This window comes from Pseudomonas sp. PAMC 26793 (assembly GCF_000313235.1).
In the GTDB taxonomy this organism is placed as follows: Bacteria; Pseudomonadota; Gammaproteobacteria; order Pseudomonadales; family Pseudomonadaceae; genus Aquipseudomonas; species Aquipseudomonas yamanorum.
In genome coordinates this window covers 347,593-365,152 of sequence record NZ_AMXG01000038.1, presented here as the reverse complement: position 1 = coordinate 365,152, position 17,560 = coordinate 347,593, and the positions used below count along the sequence as shown (strand labels likewise).

At 59.7% G+C, this 17,560-nt stretch carries 13 protein-coding genes; 8 read left to right on the top strand and 5 right to left on the bottom strand.

The window, feature by feature from the left end; all coding sequences use genetic code 11:
* The first annotated feature begins 130 nt into the window (after nucleotides 1-130).
* From aceE to msrA, 4 genes are all read left to right on the top strand, one after another.
* Entirely contained in the window at nucleotides 131-2,776 is a 2,646-nt protein-coding gene (gene aceE / locus D109_RS0119130; RefSeq protein ID WP_017478294.1) for a pyruvate dehydrogenase (acetyl-transferring), homodimeric type, read from the top strand.
* Nucleotides 2,777-2,787: 11 nt separating this feature from the next.
* The gene (gene aceF, locus D109_RS0119125) at nucleotides 2,788-4,434 is read left to right on the top strand and encodes a dihydrolipoyllysine-residue acetyltransferase (RefSeq protein WP_017478293.1); all 1,647 of its coding nucleotides are present in this window, start codon (nucleotides 2,788-2,790) and stop codon (nucleotides 4,432-4,434) included.
* Between the two features lie 315 nt (nucleotides 4,435-4,749).
* Entirely contained in the window at nucleotides 4,750-7,440 is a 2,691-nt protein-coding gene (locus D109_RS0119120; RefSeq protein WP_017478292.1) for a bifunctional diguanylate cyclase/phosphodiesterase, read from the top strand.
* Between the two features lie 74 nt (nucleotides 7,441-7,514).
* Nucleotides 7,515-8,162 carry a peptide-methionine (S)-S-oxide reductase MsrA gene (gene msrA, locus D109_RS0119115; protein ID WP_017478291.1) on the top strand — a complete coding sequence of 216 codons (648 nt, stop codon included), beginning with the start codon at nucleotides 7,515-7,517 and terminating at the stop codon, nucleotides 8,160-8,162.
* 123 nt (nucleotides 8,163-8,285) lie between these two features.
* Here msrA and D109_RS0119110 read toward each other — a convergent pair whose 3' ends face one another.
* Nucleotides 8,286-9,122 (bottom strand): 23S rRNA (adenine(2030)-N(6))-methyltransferase RlmJ, encoded by an 837-nt coding sequence (locus D109_RS0119110; protein ID WP_017478290.1) that lies wholly within the window; start codon nucleotides 9,120-9,122, stop codon nucleotides 8,286-8,288.
* A 174-nt stretch (nucleotides 9,123-9,296) separates the two neighbouring features.
* On the opposite strand from D109_RS0119110, the gene D109_RS0119105 reads away from it, so the two are divergent.
* Nucleotides 9,297-10,574, top strand: coding sequence for an O-acetylhomoserine aminocarboxypropyltransferase/cysteine synthase family protein (locus D109_RS0119105; RefSeq protein ID WP_017478289.1), 1,278 nt, complete (start codon nucleotides 9,297-9,299; stop codon nucleotides 10,572-10,574).
* Here D109_RS0119105 and D109_RS0119100 read toward each other — a convergent pair.
* Together D109_RS0119100 and D109_RS0119095 are read right to left on the bottom strand one after the other, a co-directional pair.
* Entirely contained in the window at nucleotides 10,560-11,273 is a 714-nt protein-coding gene (locus D109_RS0119100; RefSeq protein WP_026078074.1) for a DUF4123 domain-containing protein, read from the bottom strand. The genes D109_RS0119105 and D109_RS0119100 overlap by 15 nt on opposite strands.
* A complete protein-coding gene (locus D109_RS0119095) occupies nucleotides 11,270-13,303 on the bottom strand; it encodes a type VI secretion system tip protein VgrG (RefSeq protein WP_017478287.1) in 2,034 nt (677 codons plus the stop codon). The genes D109_RS0119100 and D109_RS0119095 overlap by 4 nt, the downstream gene beginning before the upstream one ends.
* Nucleotides 13,304-13,492: 189 nt before the next feature.
* Here D109_RS0119095 and D109_RS0119090 point away from each other — a divergent pair, with 189 nt between their 5' ends.
* The 3 genes from D109_RS0119090 (at nucleotide 13,493) to D109_RS0119080 (ending at nucleotide 15,539) form a co-directional block, all read left to right on the top strand.
* Complete coding sequence (locus tag D109_RS0119090) at nucleotides 13,493-13,987, top strand: DUF2165 family protein (protein ID WP_017478286.1); 495 nt, start codon at nucleotides 13,493-13,495, stop codon at nucleotides 13,985-13,987.
* A gap of 240 nt (nucleotides 13,988-14,227) precedes the next feature.
* The gene (locus D109_RS0119085; RefSeq protein ID WP_017478285.1) at nucleotides 14,228-15,175 is read left to right on the top strand and encodes a hypothetical protein; all 948 of its coding nucleotides are present in this window, start codon (nucleotides 14,228-14,230) and stop codon (nucleotides 15,173-15,175) included.
* On the top strand, nucleotides 15,165-15,539 hold the full coding sequence (locus D109_RS0119080) for a hypothetical protein (RefSeq protein ID WP_017478284.1): 375 nt from the start codon (nucleotides 15,165-15,167) through the stop codon (nucleotides 15,537-15,539). The genes D109_RS0119085 and D109_RS0119080 overlap by 11 nt, the downstream gene beginning before the upstream one ends.
* An 80-nt stretch (nucleotides 15,540-15,619) precedes the next feature.
* Here D109_RS0119080 and putP read toward each other — a convergent pair whose 3' ends face one another.
* Together putP and D109_RS1000000134180 are read right to left on the bottom strand one after the other, a co-directional pair.
* A complete protein-coding gene (gene putP / locus D109_RS0119075; protein ID WP_017478283.1) occupies nucleotides 15,620-17,104 on the bottom strand; it encodes a sodium/proline symporter PutP in 1,485 nt (494 codons plus the stop codon).
* A 123-nt stretch (nucleotides 17,105-17,227) separates the two neighbouring features.
* Complete coding sequence (locus D109_RS1000000134180) at nucleotides 17,228-17,533, bottom strand: hypothetical protein (protein ID WP_177325530.1); 306 nt, start codon at nucleotides 17,531-17,533, stop codon at nucleotides 17,228-17,230.
* Between the last annotated feature and the right edge of the window lie 27 nt (nucleotides 17,534-17,560).

Genomic DNA, 17,560 nt, shown 5'->3' with positions numbered 1-17,560 from the left:
CGATTTGTAGTAAAACTACAGGACGCCGAAGCAACCTTCGGCCATCCAAGAATTTATGTCGTCTGCCCACAAGGCCAGTCGCAAACTTCAGGCAACCGATTCTGGTAGCCTTTCCGCCCTGGAGCAAGCCATGCAAGACCTCGATCCCGTCGAAACCCAGGAATGGCTGGACGCCCTGGAATCGGTTCTCGACAAAGAAGGCGAAGACCGTGCTCATTACCTGATGACCCGTATGGGCGAACTCGCGACCCGCAGCGGCTCGCAACTGCCCTACGCCATCACCACGCCGTACCGCAACACCATCCCAGTAACCCACGAAGCACGCATGCCTGGCGACCTGTTCATGGAACGCCGCATTCGCTCGTTGGTACGCTGGAACGCCATGGCGATGGTAATGCGCACGAACTTGAAAGATTCTGACCTGGGCGGTCACATCTCCAGCTTCGCTTCCAGCGCAACCCTGTATGACATTGGCTTCAACTACTTCTTCCAGGCCCCGACCGAAGAACACGGCGGCGACCTGATCTACTTCCAGGGCCACACCTCGCCAGGCGTCTACGCCCGAGCGTTCATGGAAGGCCGCATCAGCGAAGAACAAATGAACAACTTCCGCCAGGAAGTCGACGGCCAGGGCCTCTCGTCCTATCCGCACCCTTGGCTGATGCCTGATTTCTGGCAGTTCCCGACGGTATCCATGGGCCTGGGCCCGATCCAGGCGATCTACCAGGCACGCTTCATGAAGTACCTGGAAGCCCGTGGCTTCATCCCTGAAGGCAAGCAGAAAGTCTGGTGCTTCCTGGGCGACGGCGAGTGCGACGAGCCGGAATCCCTGGGCGCCATCTCCCTGGCTGGCCGCGAGAAGCTGGACAACCTGATCTTCGTCATCAACTGCAACCTGCAGCGCCTCGACGGCCCGGTTCGCGGCAACGGCAAGATCATCCAGGAACTCGAAGGCGTGTTCCGCGGTGCTCAATGGAACGTGACCAAAGTCATCTGGGGCCGTTTCTGGGACCCACTGCTGGCCAAAGACGTCGACGGTATCCTGCAACGCCGCATGGACGAAGTCATCGACGGCGAGTACCAGAACTACAAAGCCAAAGACGGCGCGTTCGTACGTGAACACTTCTTCAACTCGCCAGAGCTCAAGGCGATGGTTGCTGATCTGTCCGACGACGAGATCTGGAAACTCAACCGTGGCGGCCACGACCCGTACAAGGTCTACGCGGCGTACCACGAAGCGGTCAACCACAAAGAACAACCAACCGTCATCCTGGCCAAGACCATCAAGGGTTATGGCACCGGTGCCGGCGAAGCGAAGAACACTGCGCACAACACCAAGAAAGTCGATGTCGACAGCCTGAAGTTGTTCCGCGACCGCTTCGACATCCCGGTCAAGGACGAAGAGCTGGAGAACCTGCCGTTCTTCAAGCCAGAACCAAACAGCGCCGAAGCCCGCTACCTCAGCGAGCGTCGCACCGCACTGGGCGGTTTCGTGCCACAGCGCCGCGCCAAGAGCTTCAACATCCCGACTCCGCCACTGGATACCCTCAAGGCTATCCTGGACGGTTCGGGCGACCGTGAAATCTCCACCACCATGGCCTTCGTGCGGATCCTCGCGCAGCTGGTCAAGGACAAGGAAATCGGCTCGCGTATCGTGCCGATCATCCCGGACGAAGCCCGTACCTTCGGTATGGAAGGCATGTTCCGTCAGTTGGGCATCTACTCCTCCGTCGGCCAGCTCTACGAGCCAGTCGATAAAGACCAGGTGATGTTCTACAAGGAAGACAAGAAGGGCCAGATCCTCGAAGAAGGCATCAACGAAGCAGGCGCCATGAGCTCCTTCATCGCTGCCGGTACGTCTTACTCCAGCCACAACCAGCCGATGCTGCCGTTCTACATCTTCTACTCGATGTTCGGCTTCCAGCGTATTGGCGACCTGGCTTGGGCAGCAGGCGACAGCCGTACCCGTGGCTTCCTGATCGGCGGTACTGCCGGCCGGACCACGCTGAACGGCGAAGGCCTGCAACACGAAGACGGCCACAGCCACATCCTGGCGGGCACCATCCCGAACTGCCGCACCTTTGATCCAACCTACGGCTATGAGCTGGCGGTGATCATCCAGGACGGCATGAAGAAGATGACCGAAGAGCAGCAGGACGTTTTCTACTACATCACCGTGATGAACGAGTCCTACCAGCAGCCAGCCATGCCGGCCGGTGTCGAGGAAGGCATCATCAAGGGCATGTACCTGCTCGAAGAAGACACCAAGGAAGCCGCTCACCACGTGCAACTGATGGGCTCCGGCACCATCCTGCGCGAAGTGCGTGAAGCTGCAAAAATCCTGCGTGAAGAGTTCAACGTCGGCGCTGACGTATGGAGCGTTACCAGCTTCAACGAACTGCGTCGCGACGGCCTGGCCGTAGAGCGCAGCAACCGTCTGCACCCGGGCCAGAAGCCTGCGCGCACCTACGTCGAAGAGTGCCTGGCTGGCCGTAAAGGTCCGGTTATCGCCTCTACCGACTACATGAAGCTGTTTGCTGAACAAATTCGTCAGTGGGTACCGTCCAAGGAATTCAAAGTCCTGGGCACCGACGGTTTCGGCCGTAGTGACAGCCGCAAGAAGCTGCGTCACTTCTTCGAAGTCGACCGTCACTTCGTGGTGTTGGCAGCCCTGGAAGCCTTGGCTGACCGTGGTGAAATCGAACCCAAGGTGGTAGCTGACGCTATCGTCAAGTTCGGGATCAACCCGGAAAAACGCAACCCACTGGACTGCTGAGGAGACTTTCTGTGAGCGAACTCATTCGCGTACCTGACATCGGCAGCGGTGAAGGTGAAGTAATTGAACTGTTTGTGAAGGTCGGCGACACCGTCGAAGCCGACCAGAGCATCCTGACCCTGGAGTCGGACAAGGCGAGCATGGAAATCCCTGCTCCCAAGGCCGGCGTGGTCAAGAGCCTGAAAGTGAAGCTGGGCGATCGCCTGAAAGAAGGCGACGAACTGCTTGAGCTGGAAATCGAAGGTGCCGCTGATGCGGCCCCTGCGGCGGCCGCTCCTGCTGCTGCCCCTGCTGCTGAAAAACCTGCCGCTGCAGCCGAGGCCCCTGCGGCCCCGGCTGCTGCACCGGCAGCGCCTGCCGCCGCTACTGTCCAGGACATTCATGTTCCGGACATCGGTTCGTCGGGCAAGGCCAAGATCATCGAGCTGCTGGTTAAAGTCGGCGACACCGTCGAAGCTGATCAATCGCTGATCACCCTGGAGTCCGACAAGGCCTCCATGGAAATCCCTTCGCCGGCTGCGGGCGTGGTGGAAAGCATTGCCGTGAAGCTGGAAGACGAAGTCGGCACTGGCGACTTCATCCTCAAGCTGAAAGTCGCGGGCGCTTCGGCCCCTGCTGCTGCCGCTCCAGCCGCCGCTGCTCCGGCCGCCAAGGCTGAAGCTGCACCTGCCGCCGCCCCTGCGCCTGCTGCAAAAGCCGAGGCCGCACCGGCTCCGGCGGCTGCACCTGCGCCGAGCGGTGCCAAGGTTCATGCCGGCCCTGCCGTGCGCCAACTGGCCCGTGAATTCGGCGTCGAGCTGAGCGCGGTAACCGCCAGCGGTCCTCACGGTCGCGTGCTGAAGGAAGACGTGCAGGTTTACGTCAAATCCATGATGCAGAAAGCCAAGGAAGCTCCGGCTGCCGGCGCTGCTACCGGTGGCTCGGGCATTCCGCCGATCCGCACTGTCGACTTCAGCCGCTTCGGCGAAATCGAAGAAGTGCCGATGACCCGCCTGATGCAAATCGGCGCGGCCGGCCTGCACGCCAGCTGGCTGAACATCCCGCACGTGACCCAGTTCGACCAGGCCGACATCACCGACCTGGAAGCTTTCCGCGTTGCGCAGAAAGCCGTGGCCGAGAAGGCCGGCGTGAAACTGACCGTGCTGCCCCTGCTGCTCAAGGCTTGCGCGCACCTGCTCAAGGAACTGCCGGACTTCAACAGTTCGCTGGCACCTAGCGGCAAGGCGATCATTCGCAAGAAGTACGTGCACATCGGCTTTGCCGTCGACACTCCGGATGGCCTGCTGGTACCGGTCATCAAGAACGTCGACCAGAAGAGCCTGCTGCAGCTTGCCGCCGAGGCTGCTGCACTGGCTGCCAAGGCCCGCGACAAGAAGCTCACCCCGGACGATATGCAGGGCGCGTGCTTCACCATCTCCAGCCTCGGCCACATTGGCGGTACTGGCTTCACGCCAATCGTCAACGCGCCGGAAGTGGCGATCCTGGGTGTTTCCAAGGCCACTATCCAGCCTGTATGGGACGGTAAAGCGTTCCAGCCGAAGCTGATGCTGCCACTGTCGCTGTCCTACGATCACCGTGTGATCAACGGCGCGGCTGCCGCACGCTTCACCCAGCGCCTGAGCCAGTTGCTGAACGACATCCGCACCATCCTGCTTTAAGCCGCAACAGGTCTTCTGCCCCTGCAGAAGACCTGGCTTCACCGATTTCCGAGCGCCACGCTCGTACCTCAACCCCGCCAATTGGCGGGGCTTTTTTTGCCTGCTTTCCAGGCAAAACCTGGACACGGAAATCGAGGTTGTACACCGCCCATCACCCCGGTTGTAGAAAACCGTTCGCTGGCCGATAACCCACTTATAGCACTTAGCCTTCATCCTCTCTTGTCAGCCCGTGCCGCATGATGCAACCTTGCCGCAGGCAACAGTCAAGAGGGCGTGAGCCCGGCGCGAAGCGCATTTTTCCAAGCGAGTTTCCCCATGAAAAGCCAACCCGATGCTGCCCGTACGGCGGCCGAGGTAGTGACGCAATTACCGGTGCCTTCGCGCCTCGGTATGCTGCGTTTCGAGCGGCTTAATGAGGCAAGCTGGGCCCTGTTGTACCTCGACCCCAATTGCGAACGCCAATTCGGCCTGCCCGCCGTGGAACTGTGCGCCCTGGTCGGCTCGCCCTACGCCAGCCTGATGGAACCCCAGGCGCGTTATCAGCTGCATGACGCGATCCAGGAACAGCTGACCATCAGCCCCCATTACCTGGTGCGCTACACCCTGCACACCCACGACGGCCCGTTGAGCCTGCTGGAGCTGGGTGAGGCCTACAAACAACACAACCGTCACCTGCTGCGTGGCTACCTGATGGTGGTCGATGGCCTGTTCAGTGATATTTCACTGGCCCCTGCCGTGGATCTCGAAAGCCAGAACAGCCGCTTGCAGATCGCCCTGGAACTCAACCAGCGCGCCCAGCAGGAACAACTGCAACACCTTGAGCGAGTGCGCGCCCAGCAGGAACTGATCCTGCTGCTGGCCCGCCAGCGCTACAGCACCAACAACTCGCTGCAAGAAGCCGCCGAACTGATCACCCGCAGTGCCTGTGATATCTACCAAATCGACTGCGCCAGCATCTGGAACCTCGAGAACCAGCACCTGGTGCCGATTTCCGCCTATCACCGCGCCGATCAGCAACACCACCTGCCCGAGCCTATCGATGCCAGTGGCTTCCCGGATTACCTGGAAGCCCTGCAAACCAGCCGCGCCATCGATGCCAACAACGCCCTGCGCGACCCACGCACCCGGGAAATGGTCGAGAGCCTGCGCCCGCGTGACATCCACGCGATGCTCGACGCCAGCATCCGGGTCGATGGCAATGTGGTCGGGGTGTTGTGCCTGGAGCAAAGTGGCAGCACCCGCGTCTGGCAGTCCGACGAGATCGCCTTTGCCGGCGAGCTGGCCGACCAGTTCGCCCAGGTGATCAACAACCACAACCGCCGCACCGCCACCAGCGCGCTGCACTTGTTCCAGCGAGCCGTGGAGCAAAGCGCCAACGCGTTCCTGCTGGTCAATTGCGACGGCGTGGTGGAATACGTCAACCCCAGCTTTACCGCGATCACCCAGTACAGCACCGAAGAAGTCCACGGCCACCAGCTGTCGGAACTGCCGGCGCTGGAAAACCTCAGCGAGCTGCTGTTCGACGCGCCTTCCAGCCTGGCCAAGAGCAACAGCTGGCAAGGCGAGTTCAAGAGCCGACGCAAGAACCTCGAGCCCTACTGGGGCCAGTTGTCGATCTCCAAGGTCTATGGCGACAACCGTGAGCTGACGCACTACATCGGCATCTACGAAGACATCACCCAGACCAAGCTGGCCCAGCAGCGCATCGAGCGCCTGGCCTATACCGACAACCTGACCAACCTGGGCAACCGTCCGGCGTTCATCCGTAACCTGGACGAACGCTTTGCCCGGGACAGCGACAGCCCTATCAGCCTGCTGCTGGTGGACATCGACAACTTCAAGCGGATCAACGACAGCCTCGGCCACCAGACCGGCGACAAACTGCTGATCAGCCTGGCCCGGCGCCTGCGCAACAGCCTGACGGCCAGCGGCAGCCTGGCGCGGTTTGCCAGTAACGAGTTTGCCGTGCTGCTGGACGATACCGACCTTGAAACCGGCCAGCAGGTCGCCAGCCAGTTGCTGGCCACCCTCGACAAGCCGATGTTCGTCGACAACCAACTGATCAGCGTCACCGGCTCCGTGGGCCTCGCCTGCGCGCCGCTGCATGGCCGCGACCCGCAAACCCTGATGCGCAACGCGGGCCTGGCGCTGCACAAGGCCAAGGCCAACGGCAAACACCAGGTACAGGTCTTTACCGAGGCGCTGAACGCCGAGGCCAGCTACAAGCTGTTCGTGGAAAACAACCTGCGCCGCGCCCTGACGCAGAACGAACTCGACGTGTTCTACCAACCCAAGCTGTGCCTGCGCAGCGGTCGCCTGCTGGGGATGGAAGCGTTGTTGCGCTGGAACCATCCGGAAAAGGGCATGATCCGCCCCGATCAATTCATCAGCGTGGCTGAAGAGACCGGGCTGATCATCCCCATTGGCAAATGGATCGCCCGCCAGGCCTGCCGCATGAGCCGACAGCTGACCGCTGCGGGCCTGGGCAAACTGCAAGTGGCAATCAACCTGTCGCCCAAGCAGTTTTCCGACCCGGACCTGGTGGCCTCGATTGCCACGATCCTCAAGGAAGAACAGCTGCCCGCCAACCTGCTGGAACTGGAGCTGACTGAAGGCCTGCTGCTGGAAGCCACCGAAGACACCCGCCTGCAACTCGACCAACTGAAGAGTTTTGGCCTGACCCTGGCCATGGATGACTTCGGTACGGGTTACTCGTCACTCAGCTACCTGAAAAAATTCCCGATCGACATCATCAAGATCGATCGCAGCTTTATTCATGAAATCCCGGACAACCAGGACGACATGGAAATCACCTCGGCGGTGATCGCCATGGCTCACAACCTCAAGCTCAAGGTGGTGGCCGAAGGCATCGAGACCGCCGAACAGCTGGCGTTCCTGCGCCGTCACCGTTGCGACGTCGGCCAGGGCTACCTGTTCGACCGGCCAATCCCGGGTTCCGAGCTGATCGAGAAGCTTAAACGCTATCCTCGCGGGCCAATCGCCTGACAGCGCGGTAACACTCGGGCAAACTGGCAGTCTGAATGCTTACTTGTAACTCAATCTGACTGAGAGGACTGATCATGGTCTTGCGCTCGGAAATTCTGGTGAACAAAAACGTGCTTCCTACTCAAGAACAAGCTTTGCCTGGCCGTGAAACCCCGATGTCCCTCCCCGAGACTCACTTCGTCAACGGCAACCCGCTGCTGGGCCCGTTTGTCGACAACGTAGAGTTTGCGATCTTTGGCCTGGGTTGCTTCTGGGGCGCAGAGCGCCGCTTCTGGCAGCGCGAAGGCATCGTCAGCACCGTGGTGGGTTATGCCGGTGGTTACACGCCAAACCCGACCTATGAAGAAGTCTGCTCGGGCCTGACCGGCCACAGCGAAGTGGTGCTGGTGGTGTTTGACCAGGACAAGATCAGCTACGAAGAATTGCTGAAAATGTTCTGGGAACTGCACAACCCGACCCAGGGCATGCGCCAGGGCAATGACATCGGCAGCCAGTACCGGTCGGTGATCTATGCGGTGAAGCCGGAGCACCTGGAAGCGGCGAAGGCCAGCGCACAGGCTTATCAGACGGAACTGACCAAGGCCGGCCTGGGTACCATCACCACTGAAATCGAAGAAGCGCCGACGGTGTATTTCGCCGAGGCGTATCACCAGCAATACCTGGCGAAGAATCCGCAGGGTTATTGCGGGATTGGCGGCACCGGCGTGACCTGCCCGATCTGATTGCACCAGATCGTTCCCACGCTCTGCGTGGGAATGCCGCTCTGGACGCTCCGCGTCTGCTCTGAAATTCGTGACGCAGAGCGTCACAGGATGCATTCCCACGCAGAGCGTGGGAACGATCAGTTACTCGGCGATAAGCCAATCAATCTGCCACCCACCCTGGGTTTGCCCAAGCTGCTTGGACAACCACGGCAGCAGCTCACGCAACTCTTCCTCCAAACCCCACGGCGGATTGGCAATCGCCAGACCCGAACCGGTCAGGGTGTTCGGCGTGTCCAGCGGATGCACCAGCAATTCCACCCGCAGCAACTTCGGCGCACCGGTACCGGCCAGGTCCTGGTAGAAGCGGCGCAACATGCGCTGGTCCTTCACCGGGTACCAGATCGCGGCCACGGTCTGGCGCATGCGACTCACGGCTTCCTTGAGGGACGCGGCGCAGCGCTGCATCTCGTCGAGCTTTTCGAACGGCGGGTCAATCAGCATCAGTGCACGCTTTTCCGGCACCGGCAGCAATGCCCGTGGCACATGCCAGCCTTCGCCAAGGTGCACTTTCACCCGACGGTCGCCCTTCATGTTGTCCTTGAGCAGCAGGCCGTCTTCCGGGTGTTTCTCGTTGAGCAACACGCGGTCCTGAGGGCGAGTCAGGCGTCGCGCCAGCTCCGGTGAGCCCGGGTAGTAGCGCAACTCGCCATCCGGGTTCATCTCGTGCAGCACACGCATGTAATCGGCGGTCAGCGGCGGCAGGTCGGTCTGGCCCCACAGGCGGGCGATGCCTTCCAGGTATTCACCGGTACGGTTCGCCTGGTCGCCCTGCAGGTCGTACAGACCAATACCGGCGTGGGTGTCGAGATAGGCAAACGGCTGCTCCTTGCGCGACATCAGGGCGATGAGGCGGGTCAAGGTCAGGTGTTTGAAGACATCGGCGTGGTTGCCGGCGTGAAAGGCGTGACGATAATTCATGGTTGCTCCTGCGCAGGGGGCGAAGTTTACCTTTTACGCAGGCAAAGGTGCAGGGCTGCGCGTCAGGTGGTGCTTATGCCGCAAACACAGGGGCGCCGCCGAAAATAGTCTAATCGCCGGTACGAAAGCGGATTTATTGTGGCCAGCAATTATCCATGGAGGTCATAAAAACTCATGAAAGACGCCACCATCGCCCTGCACCACGGCTTCAAGTCGGACCCGACCACCAAGGCCGTCGCCGTGCCGATCTACCAGAACGTCGCTTTCGAATTCGATAACGCCCAGCACGGCGCGGACCTGTTCAACCTCGACGTACCCGGCAATATCTACACGCGCATCATGAATCCCACCAACGACGTGCTGGAGCAACGCATCGCGGCGCTGGAAGGCGGCATCGCGGCCCTGGCGGTGTCGGCCGGCAGCGCGGCGATTCACTACGCAATCCAGACCTTGACCCGTGCCGGTGACAACATCGTCACCACTCCGCAGCTGTACGGCGGCACCTACACCCTGTTCGCCCATTTGCTGCCGAGCTTCGGCGTCGACGTGCGCTTCGCCCGTGACGACTCGGCCGAAGCCATCGCCGAGCTGATCGATGACAACACCAAGCTGGTGTACTGCGAAAGCATCGGCAACCCGGCGGGCAACATCATCGACATTGAGGCCCTGGCCGACGTCGCCCATGCCCGTGGCGTGCCGCTGATGGTAGACAACACTGTGGCCACGCCGATCCTGTGCAAGCCGATTCAGTTCGGCGCGGACATCGTCGTGCATTCGGTGACCAAGTACGTGGGCGGTCACGGCAACTCGCTGGGTGGCGTGATTGTCGACAGCGGCACCTTTCCCTGGACTCAATACCCGGAGAAATTCCCCGGCCTCAACCAGCCAGAGCCGGCCTATCACGGCGTGGTCTACACCGAGAAGTTCGGCCCCGCGGCGTTCATCGCCCGCGCCCGCACCGTGCCCCTGCGCAACACCGGCGCAGCCCTGGCCCCGATGAATGCATTCCTGCTGCTGCAAGGCCTGGAAACCCTGGCCCTGCGTATGGAGCGCCACACCGAAAACGCCTTGAAGATTGCCCACTTCCTGCAAGACCACGCGCTGGTGGAATGGGTCAGCTACGCCGGCCTGCCGGATCACCCACACCACCATCTGGCGCAGAAATACATGCAGGGCAAGCCGTCGGCGATTCTGTCCTTCGGCCTGAAGGGCGGTTATGAGGCCGGCGTGCGTTTCTATGACTCACTGCACATCTTCAAGCGCCTGGTGAACATTGGCGACGCCAAGTCCCTGGCCTGCCATCCGGCGTCCACCACCCATCGTCAGATGAATGAACAGGAGCAGGCGAAGGCCGGTGTGAAGCCGGAGATGATTCGCCTGTCAGTGGGCATTGAGGCGATTGAGGACCTGATCGAGGACTTGCAGCAGTCGCTGGCCTCAACCCAGCTCTGAGGCCAGCCAGGCGGCCAGCGCCTGATGACTGACATCCGGCCTGCGCACGAAGTGAGCGACCTTGTGCTTCAAGGTCGCCGGCGCAAAGGCGCTGTGCAGGTCCGGGCGCTGTTCTTCCAGCCATTGCAGCAGGTTGTCCACCCGCGTGACGCTCGATTGCTCACCCAAGTGCTGGAGAACTTGCGGCGGCACTTGCCACCACGGGCTTTGCTTCGCCGCTCCCACCGTCGTGACCGCTACCTCATGCTGGCGACCATTGATCCAGTAGCGACTGAACACCGGGAGCAACGCCTTCGCCTGCGGTCCTAGCGCCTGCAAGACAGGCAGGACATAAGTGCCGTCCCAGAAACGAAAGAACACCGCCTGCCCTTCCGGTAACAGTACCTTGGTCAGGCTGCGCAAATGCTCAACAACGGTTTGCACGGGACAGGACGACACCGCCAACCATCCCCAGTCAGTACCTTCGCATTCGGCGGCCCATTTCAGAAAAGCACTTTCAACGGCAACCACCGCAACGTAGGGCATGACCTCATCCCATGCCGCATACTCGCTGCCCGCCCAGATTGGACTGAGCAAGCCACCATTGGTACGACGCCAGGCTTCAAGCGGCTTGCAGTCGCTGGCATTGCCCAACACTGCAAATAACTGCTCGCCCTCCTGCAAGGGTGCAGCCTCAAGCCACTGCCCGGGGGCAATCATGGCGTACCCCCGGCGAGTGATGCGCTGCGATGCAGAGGCGTATCACACACCCCATTCCTGCAGCGCTCACACTCTTCGCAAAAGGGCGCACTGCGTTTCAGGCTGGACACCTGCACGGCACTCAACGGTGCCGCGATGACAGCCAGCACCTTTTCCTGCAGCGCCGGCGTCAGCAGCGCTCCGGCCGATGCCGGCGAACCGCCAAGCTGGACCTCTGTGCTGCTGAAAATCCCGTCCGCTGAAACATTGATCCAGTGCCCGCCAGCCTGAAGGGTCACGCTGGCGCCTGCATCGATAACAATGCGTTGTCCGGCGCCGATGTGAACGGTGAACCCGGCACGCACCTGCTGGGAGCCGGCGATCATCAGGTGATCGTCCTGCTTGAGTTCGGTCAATCGGTTGCCGTGGGTGGTGCGCTGTTCTTCGCCCTGAAGCTCGTGACGGTCTAGGCCTTTGACGATTACGTTGCGCTGGTTGTCGACCTGCACGTGCTGGTCGTGCAGTACATGCTGGGTCCAGTTGCGCTGGGCGCGCAGGTAGATTTCCTCGGCGCCCTTGCGGTCCTCGATGCGCAGCTCGTTGTAGCCACCACCGCCGGGGCTGGTCTGGCTGCGGAAGATGCTGCGGGTCTTGTCCGCCGGCAGGTCCAGCGGTACTGGCGTCGCCGCATTGGCCAAACAACCGACCACCAACGGCGTGTCAGCATCGCCGTCGACAAAGCCCACCAGCACCTCCATGCCTACCCGCGGGATCAACACCGCGCCGTAATGCTCATGGGCCCAGCCACTGGCCACTCGCAACCAGCAGCTGGAATGCTCATTATTTTCCCCGGAGCGATCCCAGGCCAGTTGCACCTTGACCCGGCCGTATTCATCGCAATGGATTTCACTACCTGCCGGCCCGGTCACCACGGCGTTTTGGTAGCCCGACATTGATGGTCGCGATACCAGCAAAGGTGTTCGAAAGGGTACATCCCATGGAGTTACAACAAAGTCATTGCTATAGCCCTGAGAGCGTTCATCGCCGGCTGCGTCAAGGATCGACTCCTCCAGCGCCTGAGGTTGGCGCCCTACATGCGTCACTTGGGTGACCAGCCACAAATCATTCCATTCCTGCCGAGGATGCCCGGTCATCCTTAGGAAGCGCCCGCTGAGCAGAGCCGGCTGATCGCTATGACCGTTGGCCTGGCGAAAGTCGCCGCGATGACGCTCCAACATGCGTTGCGCCAGGTATTTACCATGAGCGCGATCCGTAAAGCGCCCGGGATAACGCTGGTCCTCCAGAGTGGGGCGCTGCCCGACAGACACGGTGCTTTCCAGCGCGAGACGTGGTTTTTTGAAGTCGTAGTCACGCAGGCTCACACCAGTGGTGCGGGTCTTCAGCCGCACGATAAAACGCTTGATCACCGGCATCTCGGCGACCATCCCCGAGCCCGCAGCGTACTGAGTAGCTTGATCAGGTTTGGCGAACACCGTCTGGTCATCGCCAAACACCAAAAGATGGCGCTCGGGATGATGCTGGAAGTGATAGTGAATGCCTGACTCGGAACACAAACGCTGGACAAACTCCAGATCGGTTTCGCCGAACTGAACGCAGTACTCACGCTCGGGATACACCCCACTCAGTTGAAATGAGAAGGCATCCCCCTGGATACCCTGCGCCTCCAACACCAGCGCAATGATCTGCGGCACCGTCTTTTTCTGAAAAATCCGCTGGTGAGTGCTGTGTTCCAGATAAGCCAGCTGCGGTACCAAAGTGATCTGATAACGGGTCTGGCGCTTTCCCGAGTCGCCTTGAGCCACGCGATAGACCTGGCCATGAACGCCGTGGCCATGAGAGTCGAATCCCAGAAACGCCTGGCGGTGCATCAGGCTTTCCAGATCCAGGTCGGGCCGTTCGCTGACCAGTTCTAGGTCGAAACGATAGGGCAGGCTGATGAACTCCTCGCCCATGAACTCAAAAACCTTGAGATCACTGGGTACACCGTCGAGGGTCAGGGTAAAGGCACTTTGATTGGCAGGAGCGAACATCCGGTGTTTCTCTGCATGTAGTGGGTGGCCGATTCTGCACCAGCTGTTTGCCGAGCTGAGTGCGCTGCAGGCAAATCAGTAAATCCTTACATCCCAGGTGCCCAATTCTTCATGCCTCAAACGTCGAACCACCGTCATGAGCGTGCTAGCGTTACGACCCACCTCATCGGCATCACAATGGAAAAAAACATGGCCACCCGCTACGCAAAAATCGTTCTGACCCTTGCCCTGGCAGCCTTTGCCACACTCGTCGCCTTCAACAACATCACCGACTACGGCTCCAACTTTGCCTTCGTCAAACATGTGCTGAGCATGGACACCACCTTCCCCGGCAACGCCGCGATGTATCGCGCCATCACCACCCCATGGCTGTGGCACGGTGCGTACTGGCTGATCATCGCCGGTGAAGCCCTGACGGCCGTGCTGCTGGCGCGTGGCGCACTGGCCTTGTGGCGGGCTCGTCATGCTACTGGCACCGAATTCAACCGCGCAAAGAAATGCGCAGTTTTAGGACTGACCCTCGGTTTTGTCGTGTGGTTCTTCGGATTTATGGTGATCGGCGGCGAGTGGTTCCTGATGTGGCAATCCCATCAGTGGAACGGCCAGGAAGCTGCGTTCAAGTTTTATATGGCGATCCTGGGTGTGCTGATTTTTCTCAACCAGCCGGACACTGACCACGACTGAAAAACCACGAATTCAAAATCGGTGGATGCCCTTTCACAAACTACTGTCAGATAGCTGACGGTAGCTTGTAGCCCTTTTCCCAAAGTATAAAAACCGCCTCACATTCAACGCTTACAGCCACCAGGCGAGCCCTTAAATTGCGGTGCCATCTCCATTCGGAAAGGACCGCATACATGGCACGCAACAACCATCACGCCCTGAATACCCCCACCATCCACAAAGACTGCTGAGGACGCCCCAATGCCTCAGCCCTATGCATTCATCAATGAACGGCAACAAACCTCAGTGGAGCTCAAGACCAGGCTGCGCTTGGGCAAACACGCGCAGGCCAAGTTCGACGTACTTAACAGTCACATTCGCAATGTTGTTGTTCTACCCGGCCATTTGGTGATCATAGGCGATGACTCGACGGCGGCCTGCACCCTGGAAGAGTCCCGTTTGATGAGTACCGCCTGGAATATTCGACATAGCGTTATGGCCGAAGGCGGCGATGCCTTCGCCCTGCACAACTACGACCTGCTGCAAAAAATACTGGGCTACGCCTCGCTCGGAATAGGTACGGCGGGTGACGCCTGGAGTCGGCACCTGCGGGACATTGGTAAAACGCTCGAAGACATTGATGCGCTGCATAAACAGTCGCTGCGCCAAGGTGGCGGCGTCGTACGGAACGACTTCCTGGCTCGACGCCAAACCCTGTTCGCCAAACTGGACGCACAAATGCGCGGCTTTGCACGTTATGGCACTCACTTGCGCAATGAGGGATCGATCAAGAAAATGCTCGGGATATCCACCCGAAGCTATCTGCACACCGGGGAAATCCATCGGTATGCCGAAACGATTGCGCGGGTTTCAAAGACCGCCAAGCTGCTGAAAAACGGAACGCCACTGGGAATTGCACTGAGTACCACGGCGTCGGCGCTGGAAATCAGGGAGGCTTGCTCTACAGGGAGGGAAGAGCAGTGCAGGAAGGCGAAATATGTGGAGGTGGGAAAGTTGGCGGGAGGGGTGGCAGGCGGCGTAGTGGGGGGGGCTGCTGGATCAACGCTATGCCTTGCCATATTGCTTCCCGCCACCGGCCTTGGCTCTTTAGCTTGTTTATTGATAGGCGGAGGAGTTGGAGGTGCGACAGGGGGACATTACGTCAGCATTGGTGGCGAAAAGGCAGGAGAATTGTTGTATGAATATTGATTACTTTTTAAATCTCCCTGCAGAGTCCTTGATTGTAATCAGCTCATTCCTGCTGATAGTCATTGCCAACATTCTCGGCATATTCTTGTGCTACCGAAAGCTTGAGACTATGGAAATCCTCTTAAACAGAAGTCGCCTGGTGACCTTCCACAGCGGCTATTGGGGAACCTCTCCACGAGAAAGAATGATGAGACTTTGTGCAGTGTACGTAGCCGTTGCACTCCCCAGGCTAAATGCACGGCGTGGTGCTGTAGACCTTCAGCAGGTGCAAGCATTTCCGCGCAATACCAAGCTTCTGCTACACACAACGGTTCTTGTTGGCATGACTGGCCTGCTAGGAATGATCGTTGTTTATTTTGACTGACCAGCAGCGGTGAAAAAAACGGCCCGTCATCCAAAGATGCGGGCCGTTTTCACCTCAGCGAGCATTCAAGCCCCCGCCGATTACTTGTTGAGGTTGTAATCCGCCTCGGCCGCGTCAAACCGCTGAAGCATGCCAGCCGTCGGAGCACCCAGCTTGCTCACGAAGTAGATCGCCAGGCTCGCGAAGATGAAGCCCGGGATGATTTCGTACAGGCCAAACAGGCTGAAGTGCTTCCACACGATCACAGTGATCGCACCCACCAGGATGCCGGCCAATGCGCCATTACGCGTCATGCCTTTCCACAGTACGGAGATCAGCACCACGGGGCCAAATGCAGCACCGAAACCGGCCCAGGCGTAGCTCACCAGGCCCAGTACGCGGTTTTCCGGGTTGGCGGCCAAGGCGATGGCGATCAGCGCCACCAGCAGCACCATGGCGCGACCGACCCACACCAGCTCAACCTGGGAGGCGTTTTTACGCAGGAAGGTTTTGTAGAAGTCTTCGGTCAGGGCGCTGGAGCACACCAGCAACTGGCAGCTCAGGGTGCTCATCACGGCAGCCAGGATGGCCGACAGCAATACACCGGCAATCCATGGGTTGAACAGCAACTTGGCCAGCTCGATGAACACACGCTCGTGGTTCTCGGTCACGGGACCGGCGACTTCCGGGTGCGCCGAGAAGTAGGCGATACCGAAGAAGCCCACGGCCACGGTGCCGCCCAGGCACAGGATCATCCAGGTCATGGAGATGCGGCGCGCCTTGGCAATCGACTTCACCGAATCCGCCGCCATGAAGCGCGCGAGGATGTGCGGCTGGCCAAAGTAACCCAGGCCCCAGCCCATCAGCGAAATGATGCCGATGAAGGTGGTGTTTTTCAGCATGTTGAAGTTGTCAGGGTTCTGCGCTTCGATCGCCAGGAAGGTGGTGTCGACGCCTCCGGTGGCCAGCAGCACGATGATCGGCGTGAGCAACAGGGCGAAGATCATCAGCGTGGCTTGTACGGTGTCAGTCCAGCTCACCGCCAGGAAACCACCCACGAAGGTGTAGGCAATGGTCGCCGCAGCACCGGCCCACAGCGCGGTCTCATAGGACATGCCGAAGGTGCTTTCAAACAGGCGGGCGCCGGCCACGATGCCGGAAGCGCAGTAAATGGTGAAGAACACCAGGATCACCACCGCAGAGATGATCCGCAGCAGGCCGCTTTTATCTTCGAAACGGCTGGAGAAGTAATCCGGCAGGGTCAGGGCGTCGCCGTTGTGCTCGGTCTGCACCCGCAGGCGGCCGGCTACAAACAGCCAGTTCAGGTAGGCACCGACGATCAGGCCGATGGCGATCCAGCTTTCCGACAGGCCAGACATGTAGATCGCGCCGGGCAAGCCCATCAGCAACCAGCCGCTCATGTCCGAGGCGCCGGCCGAGAGCGCGGTGACCACGCTGCCGAGGCTGCGACCGCCGAGGATGTAATCGGAAAGGTTGTTGGTGGAGCGATAGGCCATAAAGCCGATCAGCACCATGGCAGCGATATAGATCACAAATGTGATCAGGGTAGGATTACTTACGCTCATTGAGTTACGCCCTGGCATTGTTTTTATGTAGCGGCGGTCTGTCCGGACGGCCACCCACTTGGCTAGTGGATAGACGAAGCCTGGCGCCGCGCATTTATGACTGACGTTTCCCCAGGAAAGCCATCAGCCGATGAACCGCCGGTAAGAGGTTGCACCTTGGGCGCGAATGCTATTCAACAAAGCAAATAAGGTGCAACCAGTTTCTTGAGAATAAGTTGCACCTCGATGTGTTTTGTGGAAAACACCGTGTTTTTGCTCCTTTTCGGAGCAAGGGCAGCCAAAGTCAGAAGCAAATGCACCAGGACGCAGCCGATTCGGCTGCGGCGATAATTTTTCCCGATCAGCATCAAAAATTTCATGGATAAAAAGGGTTGCACCCGGTTGCACCTCTCTCAGCGCAAAGCTAATCTTGCCGCCAGCTGATGCCACGCAGTAGTGGCACCCATGAGGATAAAA